The following is a 15,625-nucleotide window of genomic DNA, read 5'->3' on the forward strand; positions in this document are numbered from 1 at the left end:
TCATTTAAAGAACTTTTGATAGAAAATCGATGGTTCTTGGATGCTCAGGCTTCGCAAAGAAATCTTGCGGGTTATTTTCCTCAAGGATTTTTCCTTGATCGATAAATAAAATCCTGTCTCCGACCTCTTTGGCAAAGCCCATTTCATGTGTTACAACAACCATTGTCATTCCTTCCTTTGCAAGATCCTTCATGACGGCAAGAACCTCTCCGACCATCTCTGGATCAAGTGCTGATGTCGGCTCATCAAACAGCATCACTTCCGGCTGCATCGCCAAAGCCCGGGCAATGGCAATCCGTTGCTGCTGCCCGCCTGAAAGAGAGGATGGGTAAACATCCATTTTCTCCAAAAGTCCAACTTTTTTTAACAGTCCGATTGCCAAGTCCTTTGCCGCTCCTGTCTTCAATCCCTTTACACGGACAGGTGCATGGCAGATGTTTTGACAAACGGTTTTATGAGGGAAAAGATTGAATTGCTGAAAGACCATCCCCATCTTCTCCCTGACTTTATCAATATTGGTATCCTTCGATGTGATGTCCTGCTCATTCACATAAATATGACCGCTTGTCGGTATTTCAAGAAGATTTAAACAGCGCAGTAACGTGCTTTTTCCAGAACCGGAAGGACCGATAATGACAACAACCTCCCCCTTTTGGATGGTTACATCAATGCCTTTGAGCACTTCACTTTTCCCATAGCTTTTATGCAAGTTTTTAACGCCTATCACTTGTTTTCAGTCTCCTTTCAACCACTGCCAACAGTCTCGACAATGTAAAAGTCATGATTAAATAGCCAATAGAGGCAATGATGATTGGCTCTAATCCTAATGCCGTATTTCCTCTGACAATCGTTGTTTTGTACATTAGCTCTGCAACACCGATAATAGACACGATAGACGAGTCCTTAATGCTGCCGATAAACTGATTTCCAAGTGCTGGCAAAATATTCTTGAATGCTTGTGGAAGAATGATGTCAAACATTGCTTGTCTCTGACTCATACCAAGGCTTCTTGCTGCCTCCATTTGCCCAATGTTTACTGCATCAATTCCGGAGCGAATAGTTTCTGAAATATATGCTGCTGCATTAAGTGATAAAGCAATGGCGCCTACTGCCAGATCAGGAATGTCATAGCCGACGAACAACAGCGGCACCCCTATGTAAATGATGTAAATTTGTGCAAGCAGCGGTGTACCCCTGATAAACTCGACATATATATCGCCAATCCACCTTAAAACAGTAAATCTTGACCGCCTTAGCAGTGTCAGACCAACTCCAAAGATGCTTCCCAATATCACGGCAATGACAGCCAGGATAATAGTGATGTATGCCCCAGTTAAAAAGAACTGATAGTAATCCCCGAAAAATGAAAAGTTCATTGTGTCACCCCTTATCCCAAAACTGTCTCACATACAATATTTAGAGAAGGCAGCTCACAGCCCAATAAGGGGAAGCTGCCAGCCATGCTTATTAGCTATAACTACTAAACAATCAGTCTTCGAGCTCTACACCATCCATGGCATCTTTCAGCCATTTCTCATAATCTGGCTTAATTCTTTCAATTGTTCCATTGATAGCATTCATAATTTCCTCATTTGTGCCATTCGGCATGGCAATGGCTGCACCAGCAGAAGGATCTTCATAGTAAACTTGACCTGCGACAATGCTGCTGTTTGCTTTAGCAAGGAGCGTTGCTGTCGGAATGTCCACAAGCACCGCATCGACTTTCTTGTTAGCTAAATCAAGCGACAGTTCAGTAGATTTCCCAAGAAGCTTTAGGGTTGCATCTGGCAGTTCACTTTCTAAAATAGCTTGCTGAACGGAAGTTTTAATTGCTCCTATCTTCTTATCTGCAAAATCCTCTTCAGACTTGTACTTGTCCAAATCTCCCTTCCTGACCATCATCACATTGCGCCCTTTATAGTAAACATCTGTAAAGTCAGCATTCTTTTCTCTTTCCTCTGTCGGGCTCATCGCCGAAATAATCATGTCAATCTTTCCGCTTTGCAGTGCGACAAGCAGCCCGTCAAAGTCCATATCCTTAATCTCGTACTCGACCCCTAAATCTTTTGCTACCTCATCAAGTAGTTTAATGTCCGACCCGACAATTTTGTCCTCTCCATTCTCGACAAGATGGTATTCATATGGCGGGGTTGCAGCCATTGTGCCTACGACAATCTTTCCTTTTTTCTGCAGGTCTTCCAGACTGTCGACAGCGCCGCTTGAACTAGTAGCCGATGAAGATCCACATGCTGCTAAAGCCAAAATAGTTGTTCCTGCCATCATTAATGTTGTCATTGCTTTAAAGAGCCTTTTCTTCATTCATTTCTCCCCCATTTAAATAATAGTTTTATCTAACTCGGTAATAAGACTAAATATTCAAATAACTCTTTAGAAAAATTTACGGCTATTTTACTGTCCTTGCTTATCAGCTAATATTTCAACTGATACATATAAAGCTCCTTACAATTAAAACGAGTAATCCTGTATTCTCCAACAGTTGTTTTTCATCTATTTGTTATATAACGTTATATAACGTTATAATAATACCCACGCTAACACCTGTCAATATTATTCTGAAAATTTCTACTAAACTAAAAATTAATCGTACTTTCCTCCCAAAACAAAAAAAAGATAGAGCATTATACTCTATCTCTACTAAAATATTAAACTTTCATCAGGCTGTATGTCTGCCGCGCAGTGTCCAAATTTGATAAACCATCATTGCAGATTTAATGACTGTCAAATAAGTCAGCACAACCCAGCCTCCCATCAAGTACGGTTCAACATTTGCTTGCACAGAAGCGCTCGTTAAGAAATCGCGTTTATCGTAGCATAAGTAAGCAATTAACGCTACGCCAAGTATACTTAATAAAATACCTTGTGCCAGTTTACTTTTTGTTTTCCCTGATTCTGCTGCATATTGGTTTGCCCAGCCGTCCTTCTTGTTGGCGGAAAGCTTACCGAGCCATACTTGGCCAAATGTCATTAAGTTAACCCATAAATACATTTCGGGACTTATCAATAACCCTGCCATCACCACATCTATCGGTCGATACATCGGTGTTTTTATCGCAAGAATTATATTTAACACAGATGCAAGGGCAATAGGTGTCAGCCATATCCATGACCAATAATACTGGTCTGTTGCAAGGGCGAGCGCTAGCAAGACGATAAACATCACACGAATAAGCAAGTCGGAAAAGAGCTTAACCTGATTTCGCCAAATTTTCCCCTTATGTCTTGTCTTCACACTCAAATCTTTATTTGTCAGCAAGTCCACCGTTCCTGAATTCCATTTATTCCGCTGCTCCCGGAAGGTATGATAAGAACGCATCGCATCAACAAAGCAGCGTCCTTCAGGGCTGATTAACGTTTTCCAGCCGGATTTCTGCAGCTGCCAAGTAAGCAGCATATCCTCTACATCACTGTCATTTTGCCACGGTCCATCAAGTTTATTATCATTCACAACCTCCTGCAAAGCTTCAGGTCTGAACAATGTTGCCTGACCGCCAAGAACATAAGTGCTTCCGCCATGGTATTGAAGATCAAGGAGCCAGCTCGCCATATCCTGCTTCTGCTGATGTGTCCACCATCTTGCCATCGGTCCGCCATATTCTCCGTTTGCAATCTTTTCTTCATAGAAAACATCGTCCTTGCTCAGCAAGCTTTTCTTCTTAGGCATGCGCATCGTATACTTGGCCATAACGCCGCCAATATTTCGTGCGCTCATCAGGCCTTCCCATAAATGCTTTAAGCAATTAGGAGCAAGCCTGCTGTCTGCATCCATTCCAAGCACGCCTTTAATGCTTTGTTTATAGATGATTTGCGAGTCTGTCAGCTCTTTATCGTAAATATCTAGCAAATCGCCGTATAACAGCTTCCAACCAGAATTCAACGCACCAACTTTACGGAGCTTGTTTCCGTCTGTCACGATGACCTTTAAGTTCAGATTGAATTCCTCACCTGCTGCAATGGCTCTCTCCTCTGTGCGATCAGAACAATTATCAGCAATAACATAAACATCAAGGTCTACACCTTTTGGCAATGTTTGATCTCTTAAGCCAGCAAGGCAATCTCGAATCGAATTTTCCTCATTATGAGCAGGAATCAACGCAATGATCCGCGGCCTCATATATGTTTTTTTTACACCTGGCATACTAAAAATCGACATTCTACCTTGTTCTCTTTGTACTAATAATGACATATGAATTCACCAACTCTCTCTTTTTTGTTTTATAGAAAACGTATCGTTTGTTTGTTCTTTAAAAAGAACGCTTCAGCCAAAAAAATAGGAAAAAGAAACTGTTCTATATTTTTCTTTCAGTTGTTCTTAACTAAGAACATATTAACATCTCTCTATTGCAGCGTCAATTTATTTTATTAATAAATCGACAAAAAATTAAGTGAACCATTCGTGAAATCCTTATCATAACCTTTGTAAAGGCAAATAAATTATTTCTTTATAAAGAACAGCTGGTTTTTACTATTATGATCATTAAATATTGTATTCCCGCCAGTATTTCATTATTATTAATGCAGCAAAGATTATAGTAAGTTTTAATGAAAGGATTGCCCATGATTGAGTTGAAAAACGTTTATAAAACATTTATACAAAAAGACAACGAAGTGCAGGCATTAAAAAATATAAATCTTAAGGTGGAAACAGGAGATATCTTTGGTGTCATCGGCTTTAGCGGTGCTGGCAAAAGCACGCTCATCCGCCTTGTTAATCTGCTGGAGCGGCCGACTAAAGGAGAGGTAATCGTTGGCGGTCAATCTCTGCTAGACCTTAACAGTAAACAGCTGCGGACAGCGAAGAAGCAAATTGGCATGGTTTTTCAGCATTTTAACTTATTAGAATCAAAGAGTGTGTTTGACAATATTGCAATACCTCTTATTCTGCAAAAAAGAAAAAAGGGAGAAATCCGCAAGCGGGTTATGGAGCTTCTTGAGTTTGTCGGCCTGGCAGACAAGGAGAAAGCTTATCCTAATGAATTATCGGGCGGACAGAAACAGCGTGTCGGCATTGCAAGAGCACTTGCCACCAATCCTTCTGTCCTGTTATGCGATGAGGCAACATCCGCTTTAGACCCGCAAACGACAAGGTCAATCCTCCGGCTGTTAAAGCGAATTAATGAAGAATATAATATTACGGTTATGATTATTACCCATGAAATGGCTGTCATTCAGGAAATCTGCAATAAGGTTGCCGTTATGGAACAAGGAGAGATTATTGAACAAGGCACTGTTCTTGACGTATTCTCCAATCCTGCTCATCATACTACCAAAAGCTTTGTGAGCACGATTGTTCAGCATGATCTTCCTGCAAGCATGAAAGGCAATTACAAAAACGAGCCTGGCAGCAGATTAGTTAAGCTAGAGTTTCTCGGAAGTGAAATGGCACAGCCATTTCTTTATGAATTAGTTACTCGCTTTGGAGTAAGTCCGAGAATATTATTTGCCAACACGGTCGAAATTCAGGAGCATTTGATCAGCACAATGACTGTCACACTGAGTGGCGAAGACGAACAGATTATAACAGCACTTTCTTATTTAAAAGAACAAGGAATACAAGTGAAGGAGGTGGCTGAATAATGTTTGATACATTTATAACGACAGATTTATTTATGCAGGCAATCGTCGAAACTTTATATATGGTAGGATGGTCGCTTTTAATAGGTACCTTGATTGGAGGACCGCTCGGTATCCTGCTTGTTGTAACAAGAAAAGGCGGGGTCTTGGAAAACAGGCTCTTGTATAATATCCTGAATCCGATCATAAATATTATCCGCTCCCTGCCATTTATTATCCTGCTGATTGCCATCATTCCCTTTACCAGATTTGTCGTCCAAACGACGATTGGGACAGAAGCAGCGATTGTGCCGCTGATTATTTATATTGCACCATACATAGCCAGACTTGTTGAGAATTCCATCTTAGAAGTGAACCCTGGTATTTTAGAAGCTGCTGAATCAATGGGAGCAACTCCCTTTCAAGTTATCTGGTATTTTCTGCTGCCAGAGGCCTTCGGTTCGCTCATCCTCTCGATTACAACGGCAGCAATCGGCTTGCTTGGTGCGACTGCAATGGCCGGAACAGTCGGCGGCGGCGGTGTCGGCAGCCTTGCGTTAACATATGGCTATCAGCGTTTTGACACATTCGTTATGGTAATAACAGTGATCGTCCTTATTATTCTTGTCCAAGTGATTCAATCTCTAGGAACCTTTTTAGCCCGTAAAGTTCGGAGAAGATAAAAAAACACCAAAAAACTGACCGCTTCAATAGGTCAGTTTTTTTGGTTGTTACGAAAATTTCCATATTTACGTGCATTCATTTAATAGAAACCACAATTCTAAATGGTAAAATAAGATAAAAGGAGTTGGTCTGATGTTTTTTAAAGAAGATAAAAATTTCGACAGGGTAAGTATAAATATAGCAAGCTATTCTGCTTTTATTTATTGGGGAATTTTCTTACTTATTAACGGCTTTTACGAAACCTATGGAAAAGGGCCGCTAGTCAATTCCCTATTTCTGCTGAATTCGGGATTAGTCATCTTTTTCACTAGTGAAATACTTGCTAAATGGATAAGAAAAAGAAGAACCAATGCATGATTCTTCCTTGTGAGTACTACCCTATTTCTTCAACAATTCCAGCACTGTCTCCAACAGCAGGTTAACTCCTCTTTCACAATCCTCCCATAATGTCAGCTCTGCTTCGCAATGGCTTTTTCCATTAATGCTCGGCACAAACAGCATTGCTGTCGGAATGTAGCTGGCGATAAATTGGGCATCATGACCTGCGCCGCTTGCCATTTTTCGATACGAATATCCAAGCTGTTTAACGGCGTTTTCCATCACAGCTAGAATAGCTTCATCAAACCAGACAGTCGTCCGGTCCCACTGCTTCTCTGCCTTCATTGCACAGCCTTCTAAAGCAGAGACCTCTGTAAGACTCCCAATAATATTCTCCACTTCACGAATGACAGCTGGTTCCTTATGTCTGGCTTCTAAAGTGAAGACAACTTTATTCGGGATGACGGTGTGTATATTTGGGGAGATATTCATTCTTCCAATTGTGTATACAAGGTCATCTGCTAAAGCTCCGAGCCTTGTTCGTATCTCTGCGATAATATTATGACTTGCAAATAAGGCATCTTTTCTCATATCCATTGGTGTTGTTCCCGCATGGTCCGACTCACCTGTCACTTCTATTTCATAACAGACCATCCCGACAACACACTCCACAATGCCAATCGACAAGTTCTCACGCTCAAGCACTGGTCCTTGTTCAATATGCAATTCTAAAAATGCCGCTGCTTCCTTTAAACGGGACTCTTTTAGCCCTGCATACTCGATTTTGTTTAATGCCTCCTGAAAGGTAATACCAGCTGTATCTGTTTTTTTCAGCATGGTATCTTTCTCAAATTTGCCGGATAGAATGCCTGATGCCATCATTGATGGTTCAAACCTTGCTCCCTCTTCGTTAGTAAAGTTGATGACCGTTATCGGAACAGCAGGTTTTACATTGTTTTCAACAAGTGTGCGCACAACCTCAAGGCCTGCGGCAACACCGAGGACACCGTCAAAACGTCCGCCTTTTTTAACCGTATCGAGATGGGAGCCGATTGCTATCGGCGGCTTAGCCTCTTGGCCGGGAAGAGTCGCATACATATTGCCTAGATCATCAACTGTCACTGCCATGCCAAGCTCTTCACAACAATCGTAAAAATAATCCCTTGCTTGCCGGTCCTCCTCTGATAGAGACAGCCTTGTTACTCCATTGTTCTTTGTTCTGCCAAAGTCTGCAAATCTCTCTAATGAATCTTGCAATCTCTTGCCATTAATCAACAGCTTTTGCCCTTCCATGCTAACTCCTCCACTTCTTTAACTTATTTAGCAAAGTTTACTGCTTGCTGCTCTATCAGCTTTACAGCAAAATATTTCCGAGCATTCGCTGTTGATAGATGCACTGTTTCCATCTCTGCCTCTTCTTCCTTAGCATCTCGTTTTGCAAAATCTACAAACGCTCCATCTAAGTTCTCTGTTACTTTGGCGATTTTATACCCTTTTTCCAAGAGGATATCCATCTGCTCTCTCTCTTGCAGGAACTGCTCATAATCTGACATAAATCGAACCCTCCTTTTACACTCTTTCAGCAGCAGCATCTGTAATAACTTCTGCCTCTATGTCTGCTCCCTCTACTGCCCAATCGCGGCCTGCCGTTATTCCTAAATACTGGCTGTCATCTGGATCAACCATTTCTGCCTGCGGATATTTTTTGAACCACCAATATTTTGCTAAAATATAATAAAGCCCAGCACCAACCACAAAGCCGACAATAGAGGAATAAGCAGACAGCATGTTGGCGATGACTCCACCTACAATCCAGGAAATGAAGCCTGCCAGATTAAAACCTTTAAAATAGCGGAACTGGCCGTCTTTTTCATATAAGTCCTGCACATTCACTCTCCTTTTACGAAGCAAATAATAATCGGCGAACAAGATGCCGACAATGCTAGTAAGAATCCCGCCAATTACAAGCAGAGCACTGTTAAGAACAGTAAACAAACTCCAAGGCTGGGCGAGCATGCCGATGATGCCAGCAAGGACAACTCCCACCCAGAAGGGCATTTTCGGTCCGCCCACATTAGAAAAGATGGTCGCAGCCGGTATAACATTGGCCGATGTATTAGTTGACCACTGTGCAAGCACAATCATAAGCATTAGAACACCTAATGTAATTCCGCTTGCCGTTTCCTGAAGGGCGACAACAGGATCGGAGTTAGCTACAGCCATATAGGAAACAGCACCAATAATGATCATAAAGGTATTCACAATTGGCATGATGATAATGCTGCCCAACAGCTGTGTTTTGTTTCTTTTAAACCAATTTCGTTCCTTTTTCGGTGCCCGGAAATAGCGGGAAAGTGTTGGCATATCGGCTGCAAGGGTAGCCCAAAAACCCATATTGCTCATAACGACAACCATAAAGGCAGTAAATGCTGCTCCCCCTGTGACTGGACTTTCCACCCATGTCCAGATATTCTTTCCCTGCTCTACCGCTTTGTCAGACAAAGCAATATACATCCAGCAGGAAATTAAGATAATAATAGGGGCAGCCAAATCGGCAAAGCGTTCGATTGACTTGATGCCAAGAGAAGTATTAATCAGCTGGAATGCTGCAAACAGCAAGAAACAAATAAACCAATTATCAAAACCAAATAATAGATTCAAAATGGCATTGATTGCTGTCGAGCCAAAATAGGTGTTAATCCCAAACCAGCATGCGGCAGTGATGCCGCGGACAATCGATGGAATATGAGTTCCGATTGTTCCAAACGGCGCCCGCATATAGACAGGAAAGGAAAGGCCATGCTCAACTCCAATATCACCGATGATGGTCATTAATACTCCAATTGCCACAGACCCAAGAAGTGTTGCCAATATCACCAGGCCAAGGGGCAGGTGTATAATTGCGCCTCCTCCAATTGCAAAAGCTGCCAGCACGATGGCCATACCGACCCAGATGACGGCAAATCCAAACGGACCAATATTCCGTTCACTTGAAGCAATCGGCAATAAATCAGGTGATCGTAAATAATTGCTTTTCTTTTCCATACCTATCTTCACCCGCCTGAACTTATTTGAATATTGAAAATATTTAAATCACAAAGCAGGCTGATTTTATATCAGCCTATTCTGTCTTTTAAATCGTAATCGTGCTGCCTGCGGAGATTTTCTTTGCTTCTCCATATTTTGCCCGTTTAATGAATTGCCCTGCCCCAGCTTGACCTGTAAACAGTTTATTTTTAATAACAAACTCTCCTCTGGACAAAACAGACACAGGCTCACCTGTTACTTCCATACCTTCAAAAGGATTATAGTCGACAGCCATATGATGTGTTTCTGCAGAGATAACCCGCTTTACATCAGGATCAAAAATGACTAAATCTGCGTCAGAACCGACGGCGATTGTCCCCTTTTGCGGATAAAGACCAAACAGCTTTGCTGCTTTTGTTGACATGATATCCACAAACTGGTTAAGAGATATCCGTCCACCAACAACACCCTCTGAGTATAAAATACTGACACGGTCCTCAATAATTGGACCGCCATTCGGGATTTTAGAGAAATCATCTTTGCCTAAATCCTTCTGTCCTTTAAAGTCAAAAGAGCATTGGTCAGAGCCGAGAGTCTGGAGCTGGCCTGTTTTTAAAGCATTCCACAGAATTTCCTGATTATGCTTTTCTCGAAGCGGCGGTGACCAAACATATTTCGCACCTTCAAAATCAGGCTTCTCTAAATAGGATTGATCGAGCACTAAATACTGGGGACATGTTTCTCCCCAAATATCAATTCCGCTATTTCTTGCGGCTGCGATTTTTTCTGCCGCCTCGGCACAGCTTACATGCACAACATACAGCTGTGATTTTGCCAGCCCTGTTAATGCTGCTGCCCTGCCTGTCGCTTCTCCCTCTGCTTCCGGCGGCCTTGTTAAGGCATGATAAATAGGTGCTGTATTGCCTTCTTGCAATGCTTTTTTCACTAAATAGTCGATTACATCGCCGTTTTCAGCATGAACCATCACTAATGCGCCCAATTCCTTGGCTGCAAGCAATGTTCGAAAAAGAGTCTCGTCATCTGCTTGAAACTGGTTTTTATATGCCATGAACACCTTTAAGGAAGTAATTCCTTCCTCATTTATCATCGCAGGCAGCTCGTTCAAGGCAGCTTCATTTGCTTCCACAATTTGAAGATGAAAGCCATAGTCTATGACCGCTTTTTCCTTTGCTTTTGCATGCCATGCTTCTACTGCAGCCTTTAAAGGCTTACCTTTTGTAGTTAGACAAAAGTCGATAACTGTTGTAGTTCCGCCGAAGGCTGCCGCCATTGTTCCTGTTTCAAAATCATCCTTTGTGACAGTGCCTCCGAATGGCATATCTAAATGGGTATGCGGGTCAATTCCCCCTGGAAAAATATACGAGCCAGCTGCATCAATAATCTCTGCCCCGGTTTCATCCAATTGACTGCCAATTTGGGCGATTATGCCATTTTCTATACATAGATCTGCCTGATACGTATCTGCTGCTGTCACGATTATTCCATTTTTAATGATTTTTCTCATCGATCACCGCTCCTCGTAGTTTTTTATGGACGAACAGAATTTGCTAATGCACCTAATGCGCCTTGGCGCTCGTTCCAAGTCATTGGCGGAAGTCCATTTTGCATCTGAACCATATCAATCGCCCCTTCCACAGGGCATACAATAGAACATAGATTGCAACCGACACAATCTTCCTCTCTCACTTTTAAATAGCTCATGCCGCTTGCGTCCTTTAGCATATCAATGCATTGGTGAGAAGTATCTTCACAAGCGATATGGCATTTATTGCAATTGATACAAACATCATTATTGATTTTGGCAACAACGCTGTAGTTGAGATCCAAGTCGCCCCAGTCAGAATACTTCGGCACTGACTTTCCGACTAAATCCATGACAGATGACAGTCCCTTTTCCTCTAAGTAGAAGTCGAGCCCTTCTATCATATCCTCGACAATTCGGAATCCGTGGTGCATGGCGGCCGTGCAAACTTGCACACCAGTGGCACCCATCAGCATGAATTCGACTGTATCTCGCCAGCTCGATATCCCCCCAATACCGGAAATCGGCACATTGATATGCGGGTTGCGGGCACATTCTCCAACCATATGAAGGGCGATTGGCTTGACGGCTGGTCCGCAATAGCCGCCATGGGCGCCTTTCCCAGCAACATGGGGAATTGTTTCCCATGTGTCAATATCAACACCTGCCAAGCTGTTAATGGTATTGATCATGCTGATGGAATCGGCGCCGCCATGAACAGCTGCTTCAGCTGTTGCGGTAATGTCTGTAATATTTGGAGTAAGCTTGACAATAACAGGTGTTGTGGCAACTTCCTTCGCCCAGTATGTCTGCTTTTCAACCAGTTCAGGCACTTGGCCTGAAGCGGCTCCCATCCCCCGTTCCGCCATACCGTGAGGACAGCCGAAGTTCAGTTCAAGCCCGTCAACACCGACAGCCTCCACTCGTTTCACAATTTCATGCCATTTATCCTGCTGCGGTTCCACCATCAAGCTTGCTATAATCGCATGATTTGGGAATCTTTTTTTCGTTTCATAAATTTCCTTCAAGTTTACTTCTAATGGGCGGTCTGTAATGAGCTCAATATTGTTAAAGCCTGCCACTCTTTGCCCATTAAAGCTGACTGCAGCAAATCTCGAGGATACATTTAATATCGGGTCACCGAGTGTTTTCCAGACAGCTCCTCCCCAGCCAGCTTCAAACGCACGCTGCACTTGATAGCCTGAATTAGTTGGGGGAGCGGACGCAAGCCAGAACGGATTAGGTGATTTAATGCCTGCTAAATTAATGCTTAAGTCTGCCATAAACGACCTCCTAGTTTTAGTAAAAAGGCATGCTTATTTAAGCTGTCTCTGCTGTTTCTTGAGTCAGTTTCCTGTGAATCGCATAAGCACTTTCCTTCCCTTGCTGTGCGGCAGACACAACCATTGCCTCTCCCTGTCCTTTGCCAAAAATCGCATCTCCGCATGCAAATACCTTTTCGTTAGAAGTTTGATAAGAATTTAAATTAATAGAAATGACTCCGCCATCATGATCAAGTTCAAATTGCTCAATCAGGGGCAAATGACGTGATTGCCCAATCGCCTTTATTACGACGTCAACATCAAGCTTGAATTCCGAACCACAGACAGCTGCGGGCTTAGAGCGGCCATCCTCGTCAGGCTCGCCAAGCTCCATTTTCACACACTCCAGAGCTGTGACGTTGCCAGCCTCATCGCTGATAATCGTTTGAGGAGCTGTCAGCCACTTAAACTCTACTCCATCTTGTTTAGCAAATTCGTATTCAAATCGATAGGCGGTCATTTCCGCTGCTGTCCGACGATATACAATCTGAACTTGCTCTGCTCCGAGGCGGACAGAACAAGTAGCAGCATCAATCGCTGTGTTTCCTGCCCCGATAACTGCTACTTTCTTTCCGACTAAGTGATTCGTAATGGGCTTTGTCTTTGTTTCCTTCACGAATTCAATGGCATCATACACACCATCCAGTTTCTCACCAGCTATATTCAAGTCAGGGACATTCGCCATCCCTATTGCCAAGAGAACAGAATCATAGTTTTCGAGAAGAGCACTCGCAGAAATATCAGTACCTACTCTTGTATTTGTGCGGATTTCCACATCAAGACTCTTCACCTGCTCCACTTCCCAATAGGAAATTTCCTTCGGAAGGCGGAACGAGACAATTCCATAAGTGTTCAGCCCGCCTGCCTCCTTCTCTGCTTCAAAGATGGTCACCTTGTAGCCAAGCAGTGCAAGCTCTCTTGCCGCAGACAGGCCAGCAGGTCCTCCCCCGACAATCGCTATCCTTTTGCCATTGCTTATGCCTGCCTTAAACATTACTTGCTTATTCTTTATTGCCCAATCTGTCGCATAACGCTGGAGATTGCCAATCATGATTGGCTTTGTAGAGGAGTTCAACACGCAAGCTCCTTCACACAATTCCTCTGTCGGACATACTCTTGCACAGCTGGCACCAACAGGATTGGCTGTCATAATTGTTTTAGCAGACCCTTTCATATTTCCTGACGCGATTTTTTTAATAAAAGACGGAATATTAATTCCTGTAGGACATGCAGTAATACACGGCGCATCATAACAGTAAAGACAGCGGTTCGCTTCTTCTGTTGCCTCCTGTGCTGAAAGAGGCGGTGCTGCTTCTAAAAAATTAGCGGATAAATTTACTTTTGAAATGAGACTCATAGAAACCTCCTTATATTTAGGGAAGGATTTACTTCCTATTGATCTTTTTGGGTATTCTTGTTACTCGGAGTTTTATGGTAAGTCTAGGACGAAGATTCATTGGTGGAAGGAAAGCTTACAATTTAAGGAATAGTTTCATAAATTATAATTGGTAATTATTTGTTAGTCTATATAGTATTCAATCAAGTTTAGCTTCATTACGAACAGGAGAACAAGCTCTTATCTTGCTTCATGCCAGTAATACCAATGGGAGAAGGCAAATTCCCCCATGATGGCATCCGTTATTCATTAATATTATTAATGGCAGATAATCTTACAATCTACTGACAAATATTCTCAGCCAACACTTTCTTCAATGTCCCAATCAAATACATGAGATCTGCATCTGTACTTGATAAGGGCGGACAAATGGTCAGCACATTATTGTAGCCGTCGACAGTGTCGCCATTCTTCCCAATAATGAGTCCTTCCTGCCGGCACGCTTGAACAATCTTGGCAGCAAAAGCAGACGGTGCTGGCTCTTTGCTTTGTTTATTAGCAACAAGCTCGATGCCGACAATCATTCCTAATCCGCGGACATCCCCGATGTTCGGGTGAGTCTCGGCAAGGGGCAGCAGCTCCTTGAGAAGAAAGGAGCCTTTTTCTGCTGATCTGTCTACCAGATTCTCCGCCTCGATAATTTCAAGGTTTTTCAAAGCTACAGCACAAGCGGATGGATTTCCGCCAAATGTATTGATATGGCGAAAATGGACATTCTCTTCAGTTCCTTTGAACTTCTCAAAGATTTCCTTTTTTACGGCGGTCACAGATAAAGGCAGATAGGCACTTGTCAGCCCCTTGGCCATCGTCACAATATCCGGTTTTATTCCAAAATGCTGATGACCGAATTTTTTCCCTGTTCGGCCAAACCCGCAAATCACCTCATCAATGATGAGAAGGACACCATATTTCTCGCATATCTCTTGCACCTTTTCGATATACACTTTATCTGGAATCAGAATGCCGCCGCCTGTAATTAACGGCTCCATAATAACAGCGGCGATGGTTTCCTTCTGCTCCCAGATAATTTTCTGTTCCAATTCCTCTGCCCTTAAATTACTATGCTCTTTTGCTGTCATGCCGTTAGGTCGGCGGTACGGATCGGGAGGTGCTACGTGCAGGAAGCCAGACGCTAAAGGCTCATATTTATATTTCCGCAATGCCTGTCCTGTTGCAGCTAACGCTCCCATGGAGCTGCCATGATAAGCTCGATGCCGGGAAATGAACTTATAGCGGCCTGAATTCCCATTTTGCTGGTGATATTGGCGGCTGATTTTAAAAGCTACCTCATTTGCTTCTGAACCGCTGTTTGAATAGAAAATCATATATTCGCCTTCCAGCCATTCATTGATTTTTTCTGCAAGCTGTATAGCAGGCAAGTGGCTCTGTGTTAACGGGGCATAGCAAAGCTCCTTCATCTGCTCAAATGCTGCTTGGGCGAGCTCCTCCCTGCCGTATCCGATATTCACACACCAAAGCCCTGACATACCGTCCATATACCTGTTCCCTTCATGGTCAGTCAGCCATGCCCCCTCTCCTTTAGCTGTTATCATTGCCGGCTTTTCCTCCACATATGGAGAGATATGATGCCAAACATTCCCTTGATCCTTTTCAGTCCATGAAGCCGTTCGCAGCTGATCCATTTTAATAACCCCTTTCTTTGTGCCCGTGCCCCTCCAATTGGATTGACGGCAAGCCATTTTTTAAGATAGTATCTAATTTACAGATTATTTAAATAATTGTCATTTAACATCATGTAACATA

Annotated in this window: 14 protein-coding genes; 3 read left to right on the forward strand and 11 right to left on the reverse strand. The window is 42.9% G+C overall.

Annotation, left to right across the window (positions count from 1 at the left end; all coding sequences use genetic code 11):
- Positions 1–4: 4 nt before the first annotated feature.
- From ACLIJJ_RS20590 to ACLIJJ_RS20605, 4 genes are all read right to left on the reverse strand, one after another.
- The gene (locus ACLIJJ_RS20590; protein ID WP_233315714.1) at positions 5–727 is read right to left on the reverse strand and encodes an amino acid ABC transporter ATP-binding protein; all 723 of its coding nucleotides are present in this window, start codon (positions 725–727) and stop codon (positions 5–7) included.
- Positions 714–1,376: an amino acid ABC transporter permease gene (locus ACLIJJ_RS20595; RefSeq protein ID WP_233315715.1), complete on the reverse strand. Its 663-nt coding sequence runs from the start codon at positions 1,374–1,376 to the stop codon at positions 714–716. The genes ACLIJJ_RS20590 and ACLIJJ_RS20595 overlap by 14 nt, the downstream gene beginning before the upstream one ends.
- Positions 1,377–1,488: 112 nt before the next feature.
- On the reverse strand, positions 1,489–2,319 hold the full coding sequence (locus tag ACLIJJ_RS20600) for a transporter substrate-binding domain-containing protein (RefSeq protein WP_411411533.1): 831 nt from the start codon (positions 2,317–2,319) through the stop codon (positions 1,489–1,491).
- A 355-nt stretch (positions 2,320–2,674) separates the two neighbouring features.
- Positions 2,675–4,204 carry a glycosyltransferase family 2 protein gene (locus ACLIJJ_RS20605; protein WP_233315717.1) on the reverse strand — a complete coding sequence of 510 codons (1,530 nt, stop codon included), beginning with the start codon at positions 4,202–4,204 and terminating at the stop codon, positions 2,675–2,677.
- Positions 4,205–4,575: 371 nt separating this feature from the next.
- Here ACLIJJ_RS20605 and ACLIJJ_RS20610 point away from each other — a divergent pair, with 371 nt between their 5' ends.
- From ACLIJJ_RS20610 to ACLIJJ_RS20620, 3 genes are all read left to right on the forward strand, one after another.
- Positions 4,576–5,595 carry a methionine ABC transporter ATP-binding protein gene (locus ACLIJJ_RS20610; protein ID WP_411411534.1) on the forward strand — a complete coding sequence of 340 codons (1,020 nt, stop codon included), beginning with the start codon at positions 4,576–4,578 and terminating at the stop codon, positions 5,593–5,595.
- Positions 5,595–6,254: a methionine ABC transporter permease gene (locus tag ACLIJJ_RS20615; RefSeq protein WP_233315719.1), complete on the forward strand. Its 660-nt coding sequence runs from the start codon at positions 5,595–5,597 to the stop codon at positions 6,252–6,254. Before ACLIJJ_RS20610 ends, ACLIJJ_RS20615 begins: the two co-directional genes overlap by 1 nt.
- A 133-nt stretch (positions 6,255–6,387) precedes the next feature.
- A complete protein-coding gene (locus ACLIJJ_RS20620; RefSeq protein WP_233315720.1) occupies positions 6,388–6,612 on the forward strand; it encodes a hypothetical protein in 225 nt (74 codons plus the stop codon).
- Positions 6,613–6,633: 21 nt separating this feature from the next.
- Here ACLIJJ_RS20620 and ACLIJJ_RS20625 read toward each other — a convergent pair whose 3' ends face one another.
- The 7 genes from ACLIJJ_RS20625 to ACLIJJ_RS20655 form a co-directional block, all read right to left on the reverse strand.
- Complete coding sequence (locus ACLIJJ_RS20625) at positions 6,634–7,866, reverse strand: Zn-dependent hydrolase (RefSeq protein ID WP_233315721.1); 1,233 nt, start codon at positions 7,864–7,866, stop codon at positions 6,634–6,636.
- Positions 7,867–7,889: 23 nt separating this feature from the next.
- The gene (locus ACLIJJ_RS20630; RefSeq protein WP_233315722.1) at positions 7,890–8,126 is read right to left on the reverse strand and encodes a hypothetical protein; all 237 of its coding nucleotides are present in this window, start codon (positions 8,124–8,126) and stop codon (positions 7,890–7,892) included.
- A gap of 16 nt (positions 8,127–8,142) precedes the next feature.
- Positions 8,143–9,618 carry an NCS1 family transporter gene (locus tag ACLIJJ_RS20635; RefSeq protein WP_411411535.1) on the reverse strand — a complete coding sequence of 492 codons (1,476 nt, stop codon included), beginning with the start codon at positions 9,616–9,618 and terminating at the stop codon, positions 8,143–8,145.
- Between the two features lie 88 nt (positions 9,619–9,706).
- Entirely contained in the window at positions 9,707–11,125 is a 1,419-nt protein-coding gene (gene hydA, locus ACLIJJ_RS20640; RefSeq protein WP_233315724.1) for a dihydropyrimidinase, read from the reverse strand.
- 23 nt (positions 11,126–11,148) lie between these two features.
- On the reverse strand, positions 11,149–12,426 hold the full coding sequence (gene preA, locus ACLIJJ_RS20645) for an NAD-dependent dihydropyrimidine dehydrogenase subunit PreA (protein WP_233315725.1): 1,278 nt from the start codon (positions 12,424–12,426) through the stop codon (positions 11,149–11,151).
- 37 nt (positions 12,427–12,463) lie between these two features.
- Entirely contained in the window at positions 12,464–13,822 is a 1,359-nt protein-coding gene (locus ACLIJJ_RS20650) for an NAD(P)-dependent oxidoreductase (protein WP_237941949.1), read from the reverse strand.
- 320 nt (positions 13,823–14,142) lie between these two features.
- Positions 14,143–15,504 (reverse strand): aspartate aminotransferase family protein, encoded by a 1,362-nt coding sequence (locus ACLIJJ_RS20655; RefSeq protein WP_251644798.1) that lies wholly within the window; start codon positions 15,502–15,504, stop codon positions 14,143–14,145.
- Positions 15,505–15,625: the final 121 nt, after the last annotated feature.

This window comes from Niallia laureatilytica, assembly GCF_046613985.1.
GTDB lineage: Bacteria > Bacillota > Bacilli > Bacillales > Cytobacillaceae > Niallia.